Raw genomic sequence first — 23068 nt, forward strand, 5'->3', positions numbered from 1 at the left:
GTACCACCGAACACACTGAGCGATAACATCGGTGGGATAATGCAGGCGACGGAAGGCTTTTCGGATCAATGACATGGTCAGGTAACACCATAAAAAAACAACATGTTACCCGACGATGCCTTAATGCGACAGAACCCTACTGCTCGCCTAAAAAATAATCACCGCAATTTTTGCTAATTTGCCGTCGTTAATGCGACAGAACCAGAGAAGGTATTCTCACCGGCAGGGAGGTTTTATCGATTGGCTGAATAAAGAGCAACCAACTCCATATTGACTCAGACTTTCTCTGTTAATGCAACAGAACCTTCATAGGGCTATATCTGAGATAGTAACGCTAACATAACCTCAATAACCTTCTCTTTATTTTGATCGATAAAAAAATGATCGCCCGGGATATATTGTACAGTTAGACCTTCGCTGGATAATTCTGACCAGGCATAGAGTTCAATCGGTTTAATGTCTGGGTCAGAATCTCCGCTTAAAACTGTTATCGGGCTTTTCAGCAGGCACCGTTTTGCCTGATAAGTTTCAGCCATTTTAAAATCAGCCTTTAAAACCGGCAGCAAGAAATCCATAAGCTCGCTGTTTAACAGGACTTCATCTGTAGCGCCATTCATTTTCCGTAACTCACGGATAAATTCATCGTGAGGTAAGTCGTGAGTATCGGGGAAATTATGTCTCAAATGCGGGGCTGTGCAGCCTGATACGAAGAAATGCACAGGAACCGGATAACCACAGGATTGCAATTTGCAGGCAAGCTCAAATGCCACCCGACAGCCCAGACTGTGTCCAATGAAAGCATATGGGATCTTCGTGATAAATTCCGCATGAGCCATTAACTCATCCACCAGCGAATACAAATCTTCATACGGCGCTTCATCAAGCCGAGTTGTTCGACCCGGCGGCTGTACGGCAACAATTTCAATGTTATCCGTAAAATGTTCGGCCCAATCAAGGTATGTCTTTGCAGATCCCCCCGCATAGGGAAAACAGAATATTCTCAGCCTCGGGCTATTAGCCGGCTCTGGTATAATAAACAGCTTATTACGTTCCAAACTATGCTCCTGTTTTTCCAAAATTACCTATTGATATTCGTATTGCTATGACGTAACTGTTCCTCCGCTAACTCAATCAAATTTGTCAGAGATGGACGCTGATAAAAAGCTTTGAGTTTTAGCTCAATGGTAAAATGGGTATTAATTTTTGCCAGTAGACGCACAGCCATCAGAGAATCCCCTCCTAGCTCGAAGAAATTATCCTCCGGCAAAACAGTGCTGCGATTTAGCGCCTCACTGAAATGGGAACAGAGCTGTCTGGCAATATCAGAGCTAAATTCACATTCCACATGTTCTTCTGCCACAAGAGAATATTGGTTTTGCCCGAACGTCAATAAAGCCGCGGTATCAATTTTATTGTTAACGGTATAAGGGATAGCGTCAATCACCCGCCATTGCGTTGGGATCATATAATCTGGCAATTGACCTTGCAGATACTGTTTGACCTGATCAATGAGTTGATGAGTACTGCCCGCAAACCCCGAAGCCGCTACCAGATAACCACAGAGCCGCTCATGGGGCCGTTTTTCAACTACGACCACAGCTTTATCAATATCCGGCACCTGCTTAATCCATGCTTCAAGCTCTTCCGGCTCGATTCGATAGCCTCGAAGTTTGATCTGCTTATCCTTCCGCCCCAGACACAGCAGCGTGTTATCCATGGTAAAACAACCCAAATCGCCGGTTTTATAAAGCCGTTCCCCGTTAATATGGGAGAAAGTATCTTCAATAAACGCCGCCGCCGTTAAGTCGGGACGCTGCCAATATCCTTTGGCTACCCCCGCCCCACCGATGAATAATTCACCGACAACCCCTGCTGGTTGATGGCAACCCCTTTCATTGAGAACATACATCCGTGTATTGGCAATAGGAGAACCGATGGGTAACACCCCCTGACTCCTTTGCGGATCTGCCACGATGTTCAATCGCTCTACGCAGCAACCCACGACCGTCTCTGTTGGGCCATATTCATTAAAACACATGCTTTCAGGAGCAATAGCGTTGAGATAATCCAGATGGGTGCGACTCATCTGCTCGCCACCGACAACGATCACTTTAACGTCCAGCGATGTCTGCCGCTGCCCCAAACTGAGCGCCAGATGTTCCAGTTGTGAAGGTGTCGTTTTCATTAATCCCAGTGGTTTGTTCAGTTCTAATAAGCGCAGCAATGGCTCATCTTGGCTATCCTGACTGACTTGCGAGGAGAACAACATGACGTGTCCGCGTGCCATCAATGGCAAGAGCAAACTGGTGATGGTGGCATCAAACCCGAAGGAAGTTGTCACGGGGACGCCCAGCCCACCCAAATCATGGGCCTTTGTCGGCATATAGGTTTGTGCTGCCCAGTTGAGATAGTTATTCAGCCCTTTGCGATAAACTTCAACGCCTTTCGGTTTGCCTGTCGTACCGGAGGTATAAATCATGTAGCAAAGGCAGTCATTTTGGGTGATGCGTTCCCATTGAGGGGCTAAAAGGCCAAAGTTCCTGTTGTTGTCTCTGCTCACTGCTTCCCATTCGCGCGTCAGCTCAATGACTGGGGTATTAAAACACGCCATCTCCGCAACCAACGACGCATTTTTGCCCTCCACGACATCTCCCTCAATCACGATGGCATCAGGGCAGGCATCCTCGATAATCAGCAATAGACGGTTAAGAGGTAAGTGGCTATCGACAGGTATCCATACAATACCTTCCGTCAAACAGGCAATGATAGTGGCTAGAGCCAAGGGACTGGCACCAGAGAAAATCACAACTCTGGCCTGCTGTGCCGTTTCTGAAATAATATGTCGGCGTAATTCATCAGCGACTTTCTGGCTCAGAGAGTATAATTTTTCATAACTCATTCTTTCGGAATGCGATCCAACTAGGTATTCAACTGCTGTTAACTCAGATTCTACGTTCAATTGGCGAAAGAAATGCTGACAGAAGTCTTCCTGAAAGAGAATACCGGTCTGATTGAATGTCAGCACCTGACGTTGATAATCATCCTCACTCAGCAAAGTCTGAGCCAATACCTCTTGATTGGCATTGAGGATCATCGCGGTACACAATCGCTGATAACTGTTGCTTAATACACCAGAATAGTCTGTCGCAACATGGTCATATTGATATTCAAAACATAGCTCCACGGTGTCAATGTGATTAACCACAAACAACGTCAATGGGAATTTTCCCCCGACCGGGGTTAATTCATGTTGATAAGCACGAGTTCCGGGTAATGTCCAATCTGCCTGACCGACAAAATAGTTGTACATGACGTTGAATAGCGGAGCCTGAGAGATCTGCTGCGCATGGCTGACACTGCGCACAATATGGCTGTAAGGAAATTGCTGATGTTGCATACCGGTGTAAAGCTGGCTACTCAACTGAGTGGCAATATCGGCAAAACTGATTTTCGGGTGGAAGATCACTTTAATTGGTAACACATTGATAAAGTAACCTATCGTTTTCTCCAGACGCTTATCATCCCGCAAAGACGTGGGGACACCGAACACAATCGTTTGTTGTTCCGTCAATCGGTACAGTAGCGCAGCATATACGATAAAGTAAGCGAGTGCCGGTGAAATACCCAAGCTAGAGGCACAATGATTGAAGGAGTTAGCTAAATGCGGTTCCAGCAAACGCCGAACCATACCGCCCTGTTCATTTTTTGATGGTATGGGATTACCGATAGAGAGTTCCAACCGGCCATCTACTCCCGACAACTCCTTCAGCCAATAAGCTTCATCACCGTCCAAGTAGTCACCACGCAGTAATTCATTCTGCCAAGCCGCAAATTCAGCATATTCAAGGATATCGGCTCCTGTGTTGTCACTGAATAACGGCTCTCCTGCGTATGTAGTCGCAATGTTATTGAGAATTAAGGCGACAGAATCATTGTCACAAATCAGGTGGTGGAGGCAAAAATGCAGAATATGGCGTTGCTCTCCTAATTTGATCAGCAGAAAACGAGCCAAACCGGGCTGGCTCAATGTAAATGGCGTCTCCAAGTTGTGCTGGCAATAAGTCAGTGCCCGTTGTAGTTGTGACTGATCATTATCCGAAGCCCCGTTTGGCTCAGACAGATCCACAACGGTAACAGGCAATTCAACCGCAGGATAAATATGCTGTACCAGCTCCTGTTCAGTTTCGACAAATGCCGTACGGAAAGCTTCGCTATTTTGGATCGTCTGTGCAATTGCGTCCAATAATCTCGCCTGATCCAACGCTCCGACCAACTCGTAGGTGACCGGCACAATGTAGAGCTGTTTTTCGGTTAATTGCTCCGCCAACCATAAGTTTTGCTGACCAGCAGATGCCTGTATTTCATCAACCTCAAAAGTACTATCCATATTCATCTGGCCTTTCACCTTATTCATGCCGGTTTGCCTCCCTGCCATTTGGATGCAGAATCGCCGCTAAGTTGCGGTGCAACTGGCTGATAAGAGACTCTGCCTCACCATACAACAGGCTCGGAGCACTGGTTGTTTCCAGGTTTTTCTGGACTTGTTCGATGGCTTCGTAATCCTCTTCCAACGCTTCCGCCAAATATTCCACATCTAATTGGCATACCTCCTTGATCTCTTCATCCGCTTTATGGATAAAGTTGAAGGTCTTCGACCAAGTTTGGTTGGCCGATACGGGATGGTAAAAAGAGACAAAAACATGATAAGGCTGCACCCCGATAATCACGTTAGGGAACAGTAAATAAGTAGCAACCATTTCCCGCCGTATCTTGTGGGGTGTTTGCTGGAGAACCTGAGCCAAATTTTTCAGTGGGGTCAGGATACGGCCGTGCTGGGCAAAAGAATCCAGTGAGTACAATTGACCATTCAATGTGGGTGCCAAACTTTTCCGGTGTAAAGACTGGACATGGTAATATTCGATAAAGTTTTCGATCAGCAGCTTCCAGTTAGCTTGCACCATTCTTTCGCGGGAATTCAGCAGTTGATGCTGTTCAAAATCGATTGCGGAAATTTGATCTTCAATAGCAGCGAACCAATTATCCAGCGAAAAGCCAAGCTTAGGATCGCTCGGTATTTGCCACAACATACCGAATCTTTGTTGGGCACTAATTGAATTCAGCGAACGATATTGGTCTGGTATTTCGGGAAATGTTTCCCGCCAACGAGCAGCAATCAAATGCCCATGATGGCTGAATGACCAACTATGATAAGGGCAAACAAAGGCTTTTTTGCATCCTTCCGTGTGGTTTTCAAGCCTGGCTCCCCGATGTGGACACACGTTTTCAAATACAGTACAGCGATCATTGTCTACTTTGCTCACGATCATGGGAACACGGCCTTGGTAATCAACCGTAATAAAATCACCGATATTTTCCAGTGTCTGGATGGGTGCTATAAACTGCGGGATCTTTTTCCACAGATCTTTCTGTTCATCATTAAAATAATCCTGACAAATGTAATGCTTAACTTGGCTCTCATAGATCCCAACAGGTTCAGTTGCAATAAAAGAGTTACGCTGACTAAGCATGTCGATGAAATAATCAGCATAAGGAGAAAATACGTTATTCAGAACGCCTTCACCACCGTCAAGTAACCTTACTGTAGTATCGCTCATTAAGCATCTCCTTCGACCAGAGTCATATCCGTGAATGTATAAGATTGGATTATGTACGATTGGGTTATATAGGTATTGTAAAAATCGAAATAACGATAAACAAAATCCAGATTTGGCACCGCAATGCCCACGTGTTGGCTCAGTCTGATAAAGGGAGCGAGTAAGGTGTCTGCCTCTGTTTCTTTGCCATGAAGGATATCCAGCACCAAAGAGGATTTAAAATCAGGAATGGACATCAAATATCCCATTGACTGGCGCCGAAAATTTTCACTATCGCCGATGTATCCGGCTTTCTCACCAATGGCCGTACATTCGTCAATAATCGCTTGGATCACTGTTCTGGAACGGCTATTGCGCATCGCCGTTTCGACGCCTGAACGGACTAATCCACACACGGATGCCGCCGCATTCAGTGTGTTTTTAGCAAATGCTTTATGCTCTATATCTGTACAGCTTTCGAAGGGAATGCCCGCTCGATTGAGTAAATCCAACGCCGCTAAAATGTTCGCTTCTGCCCGTTCTTCGGTCTGTTCAGGGACGCCAAGATAGCTGGTTTTAAGAAACCTCAATTTCAGTTTTTGTTTGCCATGCTGAGTCACAGAGAAATTGAGAACCCCACGAATAATCGTGACATCCAGTGCTTCATCAATAAATGGCCGTTCTGTGGCAAAACCATTCTGAAATAAGATAACTGGGCCACGAAGCCAGTGTTTATGACGCGATAATTGCTGACAAATATGCGGATTGGAGACAGTTTTACTGCACACGTACAGTTGATCGAACTCTTTAGCCAAAAAAGCGCTGTAGTCTGTAAGGTGCTCATCGACAACAATGCTACCGAGATCTTGACTCACTGATTGTTCAGATTTTGTCTCATCGATCAGCTGTATTTGGCTGATCGGTTGTGCTTGATGTCTTGTACCGCGTGAAGATAATAAAAAAACCTGACACCCTTGTTGTTTACATTGATGGGCTAAATAACACGCAACAGCACCCGTACCGATAATGCCTATCCTGAGCATATTATTCTCCCCCTATAGCGACTAATAACCGGCGTGTCGAGATAAGCAAGGGAGGTAATATCAGTAAGGTGATCCCAATAAAGTAAAGATCCATTGGATTACCCTGCCCCCAAATCGCCCATCCCTCCTCCTGAGCCAGTAAGAGATCCAATACAATTCCAGTGATGAGATAAATAATGAAACTACTGAATGTCTTAACCAGATTACGCAGCGCGAAGACACGACCGTGATATATTTTCGGCACTGTGGTTTGCCATAACGTTTGCATTTTAATGATGCTTATCCGCATCGTGATAAAGCTAATCGCAATACAAGCGCCGGCGACATAAATATTCTTTATCTGCGTCAATACCACAAAACCCGCCGCGAACAGGAATTCCAATACTAATAGCGGCGTACGTCTTAATATAGATGGCCGCCATGCCGATATAAGGCTGACGATCACCATGGAGACGCCACCGATAGACATCATGTAGCCTGCATCTGCGACAGAAAAGTAGGTGGTGAAATAAGGTACAATAGTGATTAACGCTCCCCCCACCAAAATGGCTTTGAAAAAGGTGTACGCAATCATATAAGTCATTTTCGACGATGCCTTGACCAACCGGGCGCACCCGATATCCGGAAAAATCGCCTTCCAGTTCAATTTAGAGAGTGTGCCATCATCGTGCGGCAGAAACTGCACTGCGCTGACCCTGAACAATAACCCGGCAGCAAATGCACTGATCATAAAGGTCAACAGATCGATCGTCAGCACAATCCCCAAACCGTAGTGTGAGAACAGAAACGCGCCGATGATCGGGGCAAGCATTTGTGGTAATGAATCGCTGAGGCTGCCCAACGAATTCGCCCGATTCAGCGAAGCGGCCGGAACCAGCCGGAAAACCAGCGTGCTGTAGCAATCAATCTGCAACGCAGTCAACACACTGGTCAATGCGATATAGAGATAAACCACGATGTTATTGAGATAGCCAAAGTGGTTGAAGATAAGCACAATTGCCAAGGCTAAACCTGCAATTCCTTCTGTCAGTAATAACACCTTACGTTTATCGTAATGATCAATCACATACCCGACTAACGGCATCAGTAAAAAGGCCGGAAGCACTAATACCAAATACATGTTAGTGTAGGCAGTGACTGACATTTGTTTTTCCAGCAACCACAACCCGAACGCAAATTCGGTCAGCTCACTACCAAAAATCGACACGGCAATGCCAATCCACAGCGGATAAAACCCATTGATCCCCTTCATTCAACCATTACCTTTTTTTTACGACTACGGGCCTGTAATACGGGTTTTTCTTTTTGCCCTGTCATCTCTGCATGGCTATTCGGTAAGGATGCCTGCGACCCGGCTGTATCCCTGCTCTCAGCCAACGCCGATTCAATCCATTCGATCAGGTCGGTCAATGTTTCGCAAGCCATAAACTCCGGTAGTCTCAGAGTCATGCCATGCTCTTTTTGCAATGCAGACAAAATTTTGATCGCGGTTAACGAATCTCCTCCCAACGCCACAAAACTTTCATTCATATTCAACCCATGTTGCCCAAGATGAGTCATCAGCAAACGACCCGCAGCGCTGTTAAGATCGACTCGTGATGGTGGTTGATCGACACTTTCAGAATAATGCGGCTGTAATGAACTGTGTTGTAATGCGCTGTTTGGTGATGAGCTAGCTTGCAAAGGACTATGTTGCAAAGGAAATCGCTTTATCGATATTTTGCCATTGGTAGTTTTAGGGAATTCAGCCAGATAAATAATGGCATGTGGCTGCATATAGTGAGCAAAGTTGCGACTGATAAACTGGCGTATCCGCTCGCTTAACGCCTTTTGTTCCGCTTTATCAGCCTGAGTTTTCACATAACAGAGTAATTTTGTTTCCGCTACCGGAATGCGTGGATCAATCACACTGTTTGTCGTCAGTACAACCTGTTCGATTCCTTCCCATTGGCCGATGATACTTTCCAACTGAGTCGGCTCAATCCGATAACCGCGTACCTTAATTTGAAAATCGGTACGCCCGAGGAATGACAAACACCCCTGTTCATCCATGCTGACCAAGTCACCGGTTTTATACATGCGCGGAGTTGCATGATTACAAGCTTCAAGCGGAATATACGGATCAGTCACATATTTGGCGGCGGTCAGGCTGTTATTACCGTAATACCCTTTGGATACCAGCGGACCGCCAATATACAGCTCACCAGACTCGCCACGCGGCACTGGCTGCCGCGCTTCATCTAGCACATAAAAACCGGTATTCGCCAATGGTTTGCCGAGCGGCACTGTTTCACCTACCCATGTATCAGAGGTAATTACCGAATCCGTAGCAGTAATGGTGGTTTCGGTCTGAGCATAAGCATTGGAGAAAATCCCTCCTTTCGGAACGTGCTGCTGCCATTTTTTAAGCGTCTGTGGGTCAACTTTTTCAGTCCCGACTAAAATGCGTCGTAAGTGCGATGGATAATCCATCGCAGGATCGCCCAAATTCTCCACCCATCCTTGCCAGTAGGTAGACGGTAAATCAGCCAGCGTAATCTGTTGCTCAATCAGCAATTGGTTGAAATCAGCGAAGGTATTTGGCGGTGTATCACCGAAAAAGACAACCCGACCGCCCGCAGTCCAGACAGGGAAAAGTTCTTCAAGGACAATATCCCAGCACAAATCGGTAAATTGAAGCATCCGATCTTCGGGGCAGATCGCCAGATATTCCTTCATCATCAAACAGTGGTGGGCGATGGCACCATGAGAATTCATCACGCAATTCGCTTTTTGGGTACTGCCTGAGGTACAGGTAATATAAGCGGTCTGCCCTGCTGGAATAACTTTTTCGGGATTTTGCAGTAACGCCGTATTTCCCTCATCCACTCCACATTGACGCAACAGCGTTTCTTCATCGTAAAAGTTGAAATATTGAACGTGAGAGAGGGTTTTAAAGATGCCATAATCCCCGTCGATAAGGGCAAATCGCGGAGTCAGTATTGAGAGCAGATATTCAACCTGAGCTACAGGGAGTTTTTTATCGACAGGAACATATACGCCCCCCGATTTCAGTATGGCTAATACGGAGATTGCCAAAGGAACGCCACGGCGCACACTGACAAAAACAGGCTCTTCTGGTTGTAATCCTTGGCGTAACAAGTGATGGGCCAACGCATTCGCCTGATGGTTCAACTCAGCAAATGAAAGTTGCTTCAGCCCTTCTGGCAAACTGGTATCAACTAATGCACATGCCTGTGGTTCATCGGCTGCACGCCGTTCAAACAGGGTATGGATCGGTGCTTGGTACAAAAAATCCTTCCGCACTGGCCCAATGGCAATGGAGGGTGCGTCCAGTGAGTTCAGATAAGTGGCAATATCGGCCAAGGTCAGTGTATCTAGCTCTGGGGCATTAACCAAGTAACTCAATAATTGCCCCATTTTGCCGGACAGTATTTTAACTTGTACCTTGCTGTAGGCTTGTACTGCATACTCCCAGTGCAGATACAGGTCATTTTCGCTCTGGAATACATCCAAAGACAATTGACCAATAATGTAGCGTTTTGGATTGTCTAACAATAGCGACCAACTACCGCTGTCATTAAGCCTGAGTTTACGGGGGCTAAAATTGAAATCGTAATTGAGATAACGGTTCAGCATTTCCGAACGATTGCCCAAGCTGCAATTTTGCATCGTCAGATCGTCAACGGTCACATCCTGATGGGAAAGGATCTCCAACAATTGCTCACAGGTCAGGTCAAGATATTCGCTGAAAAACTGCTGTTCGTTACGGGTATTCACCCGAACGGGCAACATCGCTGTCGTTAATCCCACCAGATTATCGAAATTATCAAAGTTGCGCCCGGACACCGATGTGGACATAACGAACTGAGATTGTTTAAGTACCGAACCCAGAAAAATGGAGTAGACGGTATACATCAACATGTAAGGTGTCACGCGATGTTCGGTGGCGTAATGCAAAAGCTTGGCCGTCAATTCAGCCGGTAATTTCTCCAGATGGAAGCCCCCCGTAGCAAGCACGTCACCTTCCTCAGTGAGCACGGCAGGTACCGGGGCTGGTAAATTAGCCAAATCCGTCTGCCAACCAGATAAATATTTATGCCAGAATGATTTCTGATGAATAAAGTCTGGTGTCCTTTTGAATGCAGCCAACCGTCCCAGATAATCTTGATATTGCAAAACGGGTGGCAAGTCACTGGCACCATGATAAACAGCTACCAACTCGTCAATGAAAATATCAAAAGAGACGCCATCGACAACAGTATGGTGGGCAACCAAAAGTATGATATCCACCCGGCAATGATCCGATGCGTATTGTGCCAAAGGAGTCCCATCCCATAATGGTCGGGACAGATCAATCTGTACCACATGTACTCTGAACATCGGCCCACGGTCGAGTATAAATTCTTCATCCAGACATGCTTGTTGCCATTGAGAAAATTTCTCTGGTGAATCGAGGGTCGACTGCTCAGCCCGCATTGCAGCATGATAATCAAATTGTCCCGGTGCCGTTTCAAACGTTTCAGGGCAAAATACCTGTCGCAGCTGTTGGTGACGATTGAATAGATACTCAATCGTGCTGTTCAAACGATGGGGCTGCAATTCATCGGTAATCACACACTGAATGAATTCATTGTAAGATTTTGAGGCTGCCGGATCGTACCAACTCGCCATCGCCAGATTTTTCTGCATCCCGAGTTCAGCCAAGACCACTATTTCCTGCGTTTTCGGGGTAGTCGGTCTATCCTGCGGACGAAAAGAAGAAGAGCGAGAAGGAACTGAGATTCCTTCAACGGTTTTCTCGAAGGCGTTGAAACACGCCTCCAGTACATTATCATCATGAGCGGTAGAGAGGAAACAAGTGCGTCCCTCCCACGTATAAACCCCATTCATCAATAAATGATGGAAGAGCAGTTCGTGATTTTTCTTCTGGCTGAATTTAAAAAGTGATCCAAAATTCGCAACGTCTATCCCGCTATTTGCTGCCGTGAATAAACCATTAAGCCGTTTAACGAACCCTGTAGTTCTGTCGTTCAAATCAGCTTGTAACGATGGTCCTTGTGCTTTCATATGTAACAGCGTCGCTTCTGCTGCTGCCATCGCCAAAGGATGTTTACAAAACGTTCCTGCAAAGAAGGTGGTTTCATTCGGCGGGTAAGACGCGTCACCAAATTGCCAGAAACCGCCATCAATATAATCCATCACTGCGGCATCCCCAGCTAACACACCAACGGGCAGGCCACCACCGATGACTTTGCCATAAGTCACCAAATCTGCCTTGACCTGATAGTAATGTTGGGCGCCTCGGGCGTGATAACGGAACCCTGTAATGATCTCGTCAAATAACAATACGATATTCTGTTGTGCGGTGATTTTCCGTAACGTCTTAATAAAAGATTTCGGTCGTAAATTAATATTGCGTGATTGGACAGGTTCAACCATGACCATGGCGATTTCATGCCCATGGGTCGTAATGTAATCCAAGCTTTGCTGTTCGCCATAATTAAGCACCACAATATCCTGTCCCAAATTGTCAGGAATACCGCTGGATTGAGAAAACCGCTCTCCTTGCTTCATGCCGCCCATAAAAAGGATTTCCGTATAATGACCGTGATAGGCATTATTAAAGATGACAATCTTTTGTTTCCCGCTGGCAGCTCTCGCCACGCGGCAGGCAAGCATAATCGCCTCAGAGCCTGAATTGGTGAAAGCGACCCGTTCAACGCCGGTGATTTCAGTGATGAGATCCGCAACAACCATCCCGGACTCATCAACGGGACCAAGATGAAAGCCGTGCTGGAGCCGTTTTTGCAACGCTTGTTGGATAAAGTCGGGATTATGACCAAAAAAATTGACGCCAAATCCCATCGCGATATCGATAAAAACGTTACCGTCCAGATCGGTAAAGTGTGCCCCTTTTGCCGTTTTCCCCACAATCGGATAACACAGTTCTTTAAGTTTGCTGTTGAATTGGATCGCATTGCGGTTATCACAGAGAGCTGTCCGATATTTCTGAATAGTGGTTTTTGAAGCGCTGGTTTTCGCGTTGTATTGTTGAATAAACGCGGTTGTTTCGGCATCACATTGCACAGATTCTGAAAGCACAATCGGTTTGTAGGTAAATTTGGCTTTTTCACCCGATGAAGCTGCTGGCCTAATCACCATAGGCTGAGGCTGTTCAGAATGATTAGTAGGAACTTCGACGGATTGTTTGGTTGATTGAGCGCTGTTTAGCGGAACCGTATTTGATGTTGTAGGTACTGTGGATAATGCTGGGGTCAATGCTGACACTGGCAATTGATTCGCTGTTGCAAAATTCGTGGTTCCTCCCCTGACATTCTGCAATACCGCCAACTGTTGTTGGAACAGTTGCTGCATAGCGTTTAACTGAGCCACCATAATGCCCTGTTTAGTATCAATATCGTGTTTGGTTTCGCGGACAGTATCAATAGGTGCATTAGCCATAGGTGTGTTAACTATAGGCTCGTTGAACGCCATCGCAATAGGCGACACAGGGGGCGACAATGATGCTAATGGAGATGTTGGTGAATCTATCGGCTCACGCTGCATATTGACGGTTTCCTGTGGCTGTACCTGTGCTTGTGATTGTTGTGGCGTTGGCATCTCTGGCACAGATAGCGGCATCTGCGGCTTATCATTAACGCTACCAGCCGGAGCAGGTTGGGTCTGCTGACTGACGAAATTGGCAACCTTATCAATATTCGACAATCCCTTAAAAAATTTCCCGATACCGATATCCACCCCATATTGGGATTTAATATTGTTTTTAAGTCTAATCAATGTGAGAGACTCAATACCCAGCGCCAGAAAGTCAGTATCGGTAGGCACATGCTCACTCGCTAATTCCGACTGTAACCAACTTTGCAGAGAGTGTTTAATTTCATTTGGCAGTTGCGTCATTACGTTACTTTCCCTTCATAAGTTCTAATTGGGCTTGGAAAATGGTGTTCATACAGTCAATTTGCTGCTGCATGATGAAGAAAGGTTCATGATCAATCAGGTTGCCATGTTCATATTCATCCGGCTTTTCCTGTTGCCTTGCGCCATTCGCTAATGTGGCGGTGTATTCCGTAAACCAACACGTTTCTGTCAGTAGTTTTCTGGCCGGCAATAAGGCGGGATTGAACGTGAATAGTGAATACATTGTCAGCCATTCTCTCGGCGAGCCGGATAAATGGTCGCTGGCCAGTACCGCCAATAAATCGCAATAATTGAGTTGCTGGCTGTTTTGGGAGGGGCAATAAGCGGAGGCAAGGTGATGCGGTTGTTTTTCCATCAACCACGTGCCGAGCATACTTTTGGGACCAATCTCAATGATCTTCAGCCCGGTCATCGCCGTTAAGTTCTCCAGATTACGTCGGAACAGGACGCGGCCTAACATGTGCTGCTGCCAATATTCTGCTGTAGCGAAACACTCTGTTTCCGGTTGCCCCGTCAGATTCGACAAAATCGGCACTTCTGCCGCTTTAAGAGGAATATCAGCGAGGAATGCCCCAAATTCTTGAGCCGCATTGCTCATCATCGGAGAATGGAATGCCCGGTTAGTATTGATAAAGCGGGCATAGAAGCCATGCTGTTCCAGTTGTTGCCGGAAGCGCTCAAGCGCACAACGTGTGCCACTGATGATGGTATTAGTTTCACTGTTTTCTGCTGCAATATTCAGTTCAGTTTGCTGTTTAATCTTTAGCTCGTTCTCAATCAGAGCGCTAACTTGCTCTGCTGTGCCATTCACCATCATCATCGCACCACGGGGATCGCTGGCTTCCATCAATTGAGCGCGTTTGATGATGATCCTCAGCCCTTCTTTCAGGGAAAATACATTCGCGATGCAGGCCGCCACATATTCACCAAGACTGTGACCAAGCAGAATATCAATACGCCCGATGGCGGGACGCAGACATTGATAGAGCACATATTCGAAGGCAAACAAAATAACCTGAGCAAACTCGGTACGGTTGATCGTCTGTTCGTCTACCGGCTCAATCAAAAGTTGTTTGACCTCCACCTTGAGTTGCCCACTTTCATATGCTATCTCCGAACACAATTGATCAATCTGATCAATCCACTGGGCAAATTGCACATTATGACGATACAACTGTGCCGCCATCGCTACCGATTGAGTTCCCTGCCCAGCAAAAACTAATGCCATCGTTGTTTTATCAGTAGTTATAGCAGCAATTGATGGGCCATTTTCACTGGCGCGATAACCAATCACTTCTCCTCTGACTATTGCGGATAACTGCTCAACCAATTGTTCAGCACTATTTACCCCCAATGTACAGACAACCGGTAATACGGTACGTTGAGCCAGTGCTTGGCAAAAGTGCCTAAGCACAAATTGCTTTTGTGTCACATGTTGTTGCACATCGGCCAATAATCGGCTGGCAATAGCCTTTAGGTGTGCTTGATCGCATCCGCTCAACACGCAAGGTAATGTCTCGTTTTCTGGTTCTGTATCAGAAAGTCCTTTTTTACTTTGGCTTTTGATCACCACATGCGCCCCTGTTCCTCCCATGCCAAATGCACTGACGGCCAGACACGTTTTTTCAGGGGCGAGCGGTTGTGCGGTGGTAGGGATCGCCAGTTGCCCTTCCGCCAAAGTAATCCGTGGATTCAACTCGCTGAATGCTGCTACTGGCGGCGCCATTCTGTGTTTATCAATCAGCAAAAGTTTGATCAACCCGGCAATACCGGCGGCAGCTTCGAGATGCCCGATGTTGGCTTTGATAGCGCCCAGATAACAGGGAGTCTGCGCTTTTTGGTCATGAAAACAGGCATGGATACCCGCCATTTCGATAGGATCGCCCAGATGAGTGCCAGTACCGTGAGTTTCGAAATAACCGATATCGCTCGCCTTCACGTCTGCATTCGCCCAACACTGTTCCAGCAACTGTTGCTGTGCAAGCAGATCGGGGGCAGTGATGCCATTACTGCGTCCACCATGATAAATTTCGGAAGCCAGCAGGCTTGCTTTGACATCATTGTTGTCACGAATGGCAAGATCGTGACGTTTGAGGATCACCACCCCGGCTCCTTCGCCCAGAACGGTTCCGTTTGCCTTGGCATCAAAAGGACGGCATATCCCATCATGGGATAACACGCTCAATTGCTGCATTTCCCTGAAATGGGCCATATCCAGTTGTAGGTGTACACCCGCTACAATGGCGGTATCACATTCACCCCGTTCAATACTCAACCGCGCTTGATGCAATGCCACCAGTGATGATGAACACAAAGTATCGACCGTTAACGAAGGCCCTCTTAAATCCAAAAAATACGATAAGCGATTAGCGCATACACTATTCTGATTGTTGATTGCGCTGCTCGGATATCCCTCTTCCCCTGTCTCCGTGAGATACTCCTGTAACAATTGCCGATAACCATTCTGGCTGATGCCAACAAATACACCGGTTCGGCTTTCTTTCAAACCATTCAGGCTCAGGTTAGCCTGCTCAATAGCTTCCCATGTCACCATCAACAATAATCTGTGTTGGGGATCCATCAGTCGGGCATCTTTGGGGTTAATTTGGAAGAAACTATGATTGAACTGACGAATATCGTCGCAAAATGCCCCGCTCAACTGAATGCCGTTAGCCTCAAACTCTGCTAATAGTGGCGCCATAAAAGGACGATCCTCAGGGCAGCGGCTGAACTGGCTTTTTCCTGCCAGCATATTTTCCCACAACTGATCGCAATCTTCTGCGCCAGGAAAACGTCCGGCATAGCCGATAATCGCCACATCAGCATTATCTTGTTTAGGCGGCAGTGATGTTGTGTCCTCAGTGCACAGGTGACTTTCATCTGTGGCTTGCACTGCTGATGTTTGTACTACCAGTTTCTGCCAAAGCTGATGAATTGACGAACCGGAGAACAACACGACTTCTGTGACAGTGTGGCCGATGGCCTGACTTAAACTGGCTGCTAATTGGATGATGGTCACTGAGTTATAACCCAGATCCAATAAAGAACGTTGTACATCATCCTCGGCTAGCTCTTGGCCTCGCACTTGGCCAATGATGTGAACAAATGTTTCCCAGTTAATCCGCTGTTTTGGCGCGGTATCTTCAGAAACAACCGATGAAACAATATGATTTTCCGTAATTTTCAGAAATGAATGACATGCCGGATTTAGATGGAAAGGCTTGCTGGTATCATATAAGGCATCACGCACAACCTGATAATTTTCGCGTACAGTACGCTGGGACACTTTAAATGATGGTGTGACTTCACCTTTGGCAAGGGACAGTGAAGTTTCAGTGACCGCCACCGCAATCAATTTAAGCGAACTCTCCGCCACCTGATGATTATGCTGTTGTACCACCTCAACAATATGCTCCTGCAAGCGTGATGAATGTTGTAGTGTGCAATTCTCACCAAATCGCTGGCGGCAAAGCTCAGGATTAATAAACAATAAAGCGGTAGCGTAGGGACGTTGTTCAATATCAATAATGACATGGTTGATAATATCGGTTTTCTCAAACAGACTTTGTTCAATAGCATCGCTGGACACCTTTTCGCCATTAGACAGTTTTTTGACCGAATCCAACCGTCCCAGAAGCACAAGTTCTCCCTTGACTATCTTGCCGAGATCGCCTGTTCTGAACCACTCCTGTTTGAAGCAGCGACGGTTAGCCGCTTCATCTGCGTAATAGCCCAACATCACATTCGGCCCTTTTGCCAAAATCTCCCCGCTATCTTCATCAATACAGAGAGTTACATTGGGTAAAGGGCGGCCTACGCTGTTGTGTTCTTCACAGTCTGAACCTTTAAGTGTCAGGCATGGACTGGTTTCCGTCAGTCCCCAACCCTCAGCAACGTAGATACCACAATGATTAAAATAGTCTTCAATATCTGCGGGTAGTTTGGAAGCGGCAGAGAAGATCATCTGCAATGTCGGTGCCACTGCACGCTGAAAATCCTCTGAATGTTTCATTTTGTTGGCAACCACTGTCAGTATCTTTGGCACACTGAAAAATCGTGTCGGTTTTAACTGACTCAAATTGGTACACAGCCGAGCAATATCCATGCCCCGGCTGTTATCAATATGTAACATTGCCTGACTGAAAATGGCCGTGTATTTTTCAAATAATCCACCAAAACTGTGGTGCCACGGCAGATAACTGAGAAAAGATTGCGGGCCATCGAAATGCCATAATGTTTGCAGAGCCTGTTGCTGTGAAAGAATATTACTCTGGCTGAGCAACACGCCTTTCGGTTTGCCACTGGAACCCGAAGTAAACATCAAACAAAATGCTTGTTCTGCCTGCGTGGCCTGCAAATCTGTAGTGAGCGCTCTGAGTAACGCTTCCCCGACAACTTCATGACTGACGGTTTTATCTGGACTAATCAGGTCGGTTTCGCTGTCAATGCTGGCAAAGTCAGTGAAAGTGCTGGAATGCTCCAATGTCATCACCTGCCACGAGGTATTCTGCGGCAGCGTCTGCGCGAGTGATACCCTTTCAGTAATAACTAATACGGGTTCTGCCAATGACAGGCAGTAAGTCATCACCTCCTCAGAATAATTTGCATATATCGGAGCATAAATAGCACCTTTAAGCTGACAGGCGAATTCAATAGCCAGTAATTCCCAGCAATTATGCGAAATTGTCACCACCCTCTGACCACGAGAAACGTTCAATTCATGCAAGTAACGATAAATACGCGCAACGCTGCACAGTAATTGGCACCAGCTTAGCTGACGCCCAGATTGCAAGTCGTTAAACCGTATTGCGTCAACATCACTGAGTGCTTTTTTCAGTAACGCCAAAATAAGTACATTATCAGTATCAAGTCCCTGAAGGCAGCCCCGCCATTGATCGACAAAACGATCTGCTCCTGCATTTTGCTTTTGTTTACGCATACTCTTAAGCCAAATAAAAAAGATCACTCAAATACATCACGATTTCAGGCAGCAAAAACTAACCTCTATACTTAAATTTAAGGTAAAAATTTAAGGCAATACGTTGATGCGGCCGGGTAACGACAAGTGTTTAAAATCCCGTAATCTTGTTAAAATTTGGGTACGCTTCAACCAGCGGTCAGTGCCGTCATATCTGGGTTGGTACGCTTTGCGGCCATGAGCACAGCGGTAATTATCAATAAAGGCAATTTCACCGGGACTTAAGACCAGATCAAATACCGCCGCTTCAGCTAATGCTTCCAATTCAGACACAGCCTCAAGTTCTTCGGTATCCAATGCATCTTTATCCATATACAGAGGGTCATAGCGCATATGAATATGATCGCCACTGCCCGTCAGGATAGAGCAAACAGTGTAATTTTCATGTCGTTCTTCTTTTGACAAACAAGGACGGTCGTTAAAAATATGGAATTTGTTTTTCTTGAGGATAGTGATGGTTTTCTCACTGAGTTTGGAAAAATCAGGTACTGACACGCTGGTCGGGATTTGATAAATATTGCGAATACACATAAAGCCGAGGTAATCCGCACGGTAGTCCAGCGAGGTATCTTCAGTATGCAGTAATAGATCCACGGAGCCTGTCCCTAACTGCTTTCCGGCGTCTTTCTGGATTGGAAAGATCTCTTGCACCAGTTTTCCGTCTTGTAAATCAGAAAAACCGACTACGTCACCGCATAAGCTAGACATCAAACAACAGTAGTAGTCATAATTACTGTTCGTATTGTAAATATTCTTCCAATGGTTCGGTGTTGCCCCCATCATCTCGGACATATCGGGGTATCCCTTTATTACAACTAATGGATAACCTTGATGGCGGAATTTTTTGACTTCGATACGTAATCGGGTTGGTAATGACTCTACCCACTCTGGCAAGCTGCGAACAAATGCTTGATCGTCAGTTGAATGGTAACGTTCTTGTAAGCTCCCGATGAGTACCTGAATATCATCAACTTCTGAATTTGACAATTCAATGGAATATATCGATTGGTTCATTATTGTTAATCCTTATGGTCATCAATTACCGCAATACGTTTGCGATCCGTTCAAATCCCTGCTCGATAGCATCCATTGACGCAGCAAAAGAAATTCGTACATGTCCACGATAAAGACAGGCTTCTGCCGGGATCAGGGCTACCCCTGCATGGGTGAGCAGATATTCACAGAATTGAGTGGCATCACGACAACGGTCATTGAGGTATTTTTCAACATTGGGGAACAGGTAAAATGCGCCAGCAGGAAGCTCACATTCGAAAAATTCGCGGGCATATTGGTATGATCGATCACGTCGTTGTTTGAGTATCTCTAACCTTTCTTGATACAAATCCTTGGGCTTTTCAAGTGAGGCAATCGCACCATACTGGGCAAAAGTGCAGACATTATCGGTCATATGACCATGCAGGTCAGAGACTCTGCAGATTAATTCAGGATGGGCTATCATATAGCCAATACGGTAGCCCGTCATGGCAAAGCTTTTTGAAAATGTTTGCACCGTAATAATGTATTCATTGTCATCAATGGCAGCCAAGCTATGATGTTCATCATCAAATACAATTTGTTCATAGGCTTCATCAGATAACACGAAGATTTGTTTTTCTTTGACGATTTGGCACAGTGTCTGTAATGCGGATTTTGAGTAAACGGCTCCGGTCGGATTATTCGGCGTATTGATAATGATAAGTTTGGTATTGTCAGTGATAGCCTGTTTGATTTTTTCAACATCCAAATCAACACCAATATTTTCAATTAAAACCGCTTTCCCTCCGGCTAATTTGACAGCTTCAAGATATGTCGCCCAACAGGGTACGGGAATAATCACTTCATCGCCGGGGTTAATGACTGTCTGTAATATTTCATAAATAACTTGTTTGGAGCCATTGGTCACGATGACATTTTCAGGCGTCGCTTTAATCCGGTTATCTTCAAATACTTTTTGGCAGATCTTCTCTCTTAATTCAGGTTCACCGTTGAGCCAGCTATAACGAGTTCTGCCATCTATCAATGCCCGAAGGGTTTCATTAACAATAGTGGCGCCAGTACTGAAATCCAGCTCACCTTCATTCAACCCAATAATGTCACGGCCTTCACTTTTCAATTTGGCAACTATATCTGCCAGCCCTACTGCCACTGAGGCATTAATGTTCTTTGCCCTGTTAGCAATGCGGGATGAGAAAGGATTCTCTTGTATCATCATGAATATCCCTGTTAATTAATATAGCAATGCTTAATCGTTCGTTTTAAAAAACTATCGTGTTAAAAATCGATAGTTATGGGAGCCGAAAGTTGTAAAGATCGCTATTTTTATAAATCGATCGTCTTAGAGAGAATAATTTCACTATTACGGTGTTCAGCGGAATAATTATTCAAATCTGAAGGCGGCTTGATATATTCAGTAATATCTAAAGAGTCCTGTTTATAATTCTTCGCCGTAACACGACCATCTTCATGAGTGGTGACATGTGCCCGGTTGACAGACAATTTGCCTAATGTTGTCGTAACGACATACTGCGGTACACTAAAACCTGTCTCGAACCCTACCATCGCATCCATAATTTCCTGCCCCTTCTCCAGAGTGGTCATAAAGTGAGAGACACCTGATACGTTATCACAATGGTACAAATAATAAGGACGTACCCTGATTCTCAAGAGCGCCTTAAGTAGTGACCGCATCGTTGCTACATCATCGTTGATCCCTTTTAATAAAACGGACTGGTTTTGCACAGGGATACCATGCCGCAGTAATCGATCACAGGCAGCGGCTGCTTCTTCGGTCACTTCTTTAGGGTGATTAAAATGCGTGTTAACCCAGATGGGATGGTACTTTTCCAACATCTGACAGAACTTTTCTGTCACTCTCTGAGGGGCGAATACGGGATAACGGGTTCCGATACGAATGATATTAATGTGGCTGATGCTTCTCAGTCTCTTAATAATCGTTTCAAGAAACTTGTCATAATGTATTAAGGGATCGCCTCCCGTCAGCAGAACATCATCAATTTCGGGATGGTTCTCGATATAAGCGAAGTCTTCTTCATAAGATGCGACAAGATCCGAACCAAAATAGGTGCCACTGACATCCGTTGTGTGAAACTTTCGCGTACAATGGCGGCAATAGACAGGGCAAGTATCCGAAACCAGCAAAACAATTCTATTCGGATATTTATGCACCACTCTGGCTGTCTTGAGGTTTGCTGTATCTCCTACCGGATCATTATCAGAGTTTTCCGCTACGTTCATTTCTCTTAAATGAGGAATAGTTTGTAATCGAATTGGACAATTCTCATCATGTTTGTCCATAAGCGAGGCATAATACGGGGTACTCTGCCACAGATATTTTCCTTTAACGGCTTCTATGGCTTTCCTTTCTCCGTCAGTTAACGCAACCCATTTTTCCAGTCCCTCAGATGTTTTAATTAAGTTACGTAACTGAAACTTGGGATCGTTCCACTCCTCATCACTGAACGATTCTTTACTTAAGAACATACCATCTTCCTCATATGCTTTTGGATTCTCTATTAAGTGTGAGTCATGCTTCAAACCACGACAGTAAAATTTAAAAACAGGCGTAATAAAATAGCTCTCGTATCGACAACCAAAGGGATAACTCACGGAAAAATGTGGGTATATAATACTGAGTGTTTTGGTAACGTCTGGATAGCACTCATTAATAACAACAGGGTTTAATATAAATAAACCCTGAAAAATTGCAGACTTTAAAATATATCTCCCCCTTAAAAATAAATAATACTTTTAAAAACAAATACTCCATTGAAAATAAATACGTTATTTAAAAGCAAATACCCTACATAAAAATAAACCATTATTTCAGGTCACGTATTCAATTTATTGTTCCTCGTGTATAGCCCATATTTTTTGTAGGGAGTTTAAATGGCGACGGTAGAAGTAAAATGTCGATTTTGTCAACAAACAGAGTCGGTGAGAAAACATGGCTCCGATCAAGGTGAACATCCAGGATACCATAAAAATCTGTGGGGCACTTTGTTAAATAGGCGATAAAATGAGCAATTAAGCACGCTTTTATCCGGCATCTCACCATGAAAACCTACGTTGCGAAAGTGGCCCTTCGGGGGATCAGTCCTATGATCTGGCACCGATTCAGACTATCAGGCGAAACTTCTTTAGCCGCTTTTCACTATATCATTCAGATCGCTCAGGGGTGGCAGGATGATCACCTTCACCAATTCCGTATTTATGGCAAAAATTACAGCATTTCCTACTCCGACGGGATTAGGTTTCCTGATAACCCTGACAAAATTACGCTGGATGATTTTGAATTTGATGCCGGTGACCTTTTTACCTATGAGTATAACTTTTTTGAGCACTGGCTTCACGACAGGTTCTGTTGCATTAAGGCATCGTCGGGTAACATGCTGTTTTTTTTATGGTGTTACCTGTCCATGTCATTGATCCGAAAAGCCTTCCGTCGCCTGCATTATCCCACCGATGTTATCGCTCAGTGTGTTCGGTGGTAC

The 23068-nt window shown here is 45.4% G+C and carries 11 protein-coding genes and 2 pseudogenes; 2 read left to right on the plus strand and 11 right to left on the minus strand.

What is annotated here, in order from left to right; all coding sequences use genetic code 11:
- The 11 genes and pseudogenes from NXS07_RS14515 to blsG all read right to left on the minus strand — a co-directional run.
- Positions 1-75: pseudogene (locus NXS07_RS14515) on the minus strand (IS6 family transposase); the annotation flags it as partial.
- A 239-nt stretch (positions 76-314) separates the two neighbouring features.
- A complete protein-coding gene (locus NXS07_RS14520) occupies positions 315-1055 on the minus strand; it encodes a thioesterase II family protein (protein ID WP_238126816.1) in 741 nt (246 codons plus the stop codon).
- Between the two features lie 23 nt (positions 1056-1078).
- A complete protein-coding gene (locus NXS07_RS14525; RefSeq protein WP_258087012.1) occupies positions 1079-4414 on the minus strand; it encodes a non-ribosomal peptide synthetase in 3336 nt (1111 codons plus the stop codon).
- The gene (locus NXS07_RS14530) at positions 4407-5615 is read right to left on the minus strand and encodes an aromatic ring-hydroxylating oxygenase subunit alpha (protein WP_258087013.1); all 1209 of its coding nucleotides are present in this window, start codon (positions 5613-5615) and stop codon (positions 4407-4409) included. Before NXS07_RS14530 ends, NXS07_RS14525 begins: the two co-directional genes overlap by 8 nt.
- Entirely contained in the window at positions 5615-6637 is a 1023-nt protein-coding gene (locus NXS07_RS14535) for a ketopantoate reductase family protein (RefSeq protein WP_038203495.1), read from the minus strand. Before NXS07_RS14535 ends, NXS07_RS14530 begins: the two co-directional genes overlap by 1 nt.
- Before the next feature lies 1 nt (position 6638).
- Positions 6639-7889, minus strand: a complete 1251-nt coding sequence (locus NXS07_RS14540) for an MFS transporter (protein ID WP_046338252.1) — start codon at positions 7887-7889, stop codon at positions 6639-6641.
- Complete coding sequence (locus tag NXS07_RS14545) at positions 7886-13558, minus strand: aminotransferase class III-fold pyridoxal phosphate-dependent enzyme (RefSeq protein WP_258087014.1); 5673 nt, start codon at positions 13556-13558, stop codon at positions 7886-7888. The genes NXS07_RS14540 and NXS07_RS14545 overlap by 4 nt, the downstream gene beginning before the upstream one ends.
- Positions 13559-13562: 4 nt before the next feature.
- On the minus strand, positions 13563-18518 hold the full coding sequence (locus NXS07_RS14550) for a type I polyketide synthase (protein WP_258087015.1): 4956 nt from the start codon (positions 18516-18518) through the stop codon (positions 13563-13565).
- A 90-nt stretch (positions 18519-18608) separates the two neighbouring features.
- The gene (locus tag NXS07_RS14555) at positions 18609-19571 is read right to left on the minus strand and encodes a TauD/TfdA family dioxygenase (RefSeq protein ID WP_038203508.1); all 963 of its coding nucleotides are present in this window, start codon (positions 19569-19571) and stop codon (positions 18609-18611) included.
- Positions 19572-19596: 25 nt separating this feature from the next.
- Positions 19597-20769 carry a pyridoxal phosphate-dependent aminotransferase gene (locus NXS07_RS14560; protein WP_230579620.1) on the minus strand — a complete coding sequence of 391 codons (1173 nt, stop codon included), beginning with the start codon at positions 20767-20769 and terminating at the stop codon, positions 19597-19599.
- A 107-nt stretch (positions 20770-20876) separates the two neighbouring features.
- Positions 20877-22058 carry an arginine 2,3-aminomutase gene (gene blsG, locus NXS07_RS14565; RefSeq protein ID WP_046338255.1) on the minus strand — a complete coding sequence of 394 codons (1182 nt, stop codon included), beginning with the start codon at positions 22056-22058 and terminating at the stop codon, positions 20877-20879.
- 405 nt (positions 22059-22463) lie between these two features.
- On the opposite strand from blsG, the pseudogene NXS07_RS22220 reads away from it, so the two are divergent.
- Both NXS07_RS22220 and NXS07_RS14570 read left to right on the plus strand, forming a co-directional pair.
- Positions 22464-22553 (plus strand): annotated as a pseudogene (locus NXS07_RS22220) (IS1 family transposase); the annotation flags it as partial.
- Positions 22554-22630: 77 nt separating this feature from the next.
- Positions 22631-23068 (plus strand): plasmid pRiA4b ORF-3 family protein (locus NXS07_RS14570; RefSeq protein WP_196244163.1); only part of this gene is annotated, 438 nt, incomplete at its 3' end.

The sequence above is a fragment of the Xenorhabdus bovienii genome, from assembly GCF_024721015.1.
Classification (GTDB): domain Bacteria; phylum Pseudomonadota; class Gammaproteobacteria; order Enterobacterales; family Enterobacteriaceae; genus Xenorhabdus; species Xenorhabdus bovienii.

Excerpts from the sequence above, each read along its gene's own strand:
- NXS07_RS14550 (WP_258087015.1), bottom strand. The coding sequence starts at position 18,518 with ATGCGTAAACAAAAGCAAAATGCAGGAGCAGATCGTTTTGTCGATCAA.
- NXS07_RS14530 (WP_258087013.1), bottom strand. The coding sequence starts at position 5,615 with ATGAGCGATACTACAGTAAGGTTACTTGACGGTGGTGAAGGCGTTCTG.
- NXS07_RS14560 (WP_230579620.1), bottom strand. The coding sequence starts at position 20,769 with ATGATGATACAAGAGAATCCTTTCTCATCCCGCATTGCTAACAGGGCA.
- NXS07_RS14545 (WP_258087014.1), bottom strand. The coding sequence starts at position 13,558 with ATGACGCAACTGCCAAATGAAATTAAACACTCTCTGCAAAGTTGGTTA.
- NXS07_RS14555 (WP_038203508.1), bottom strand. The coding sequence starts at position 19,571 with ATGAACCAATCGATATATTCCATTGAATTGTCAAATTCAGAAGTTGAT.
- NXS07_RS14540 (WP_046338252.1), bottom strand. The coding sequence starts at position 7,889 with ATGAAGGGGATCAATGGGTTTTATCCGCTGTGGATTGGCATTGCCGTG.
- NXS07_RS14525 (WP_258087012.1), bottom strand. The coding sequence starts at position 4,414 with ATGAATAAGGTGAAAGGCCAGATGAATATGGATAGTACTTTTGAGGTT.
- blsG (WP_046338255.1), bottom strand. The coding sequence starts at position 22,058 with ATGTTCTTAAGTAAAGAATCGTTCAGTGATGAGGAGTGGAACGATCCC.
- NXS07_RS14535 (WP_038203495.1), bottom strand. The coding sequence starts at position 6,637 with ATGCTCAGGATAGGCATTATCGGTACGGGTGCTGTTGCGTGTTATTTA.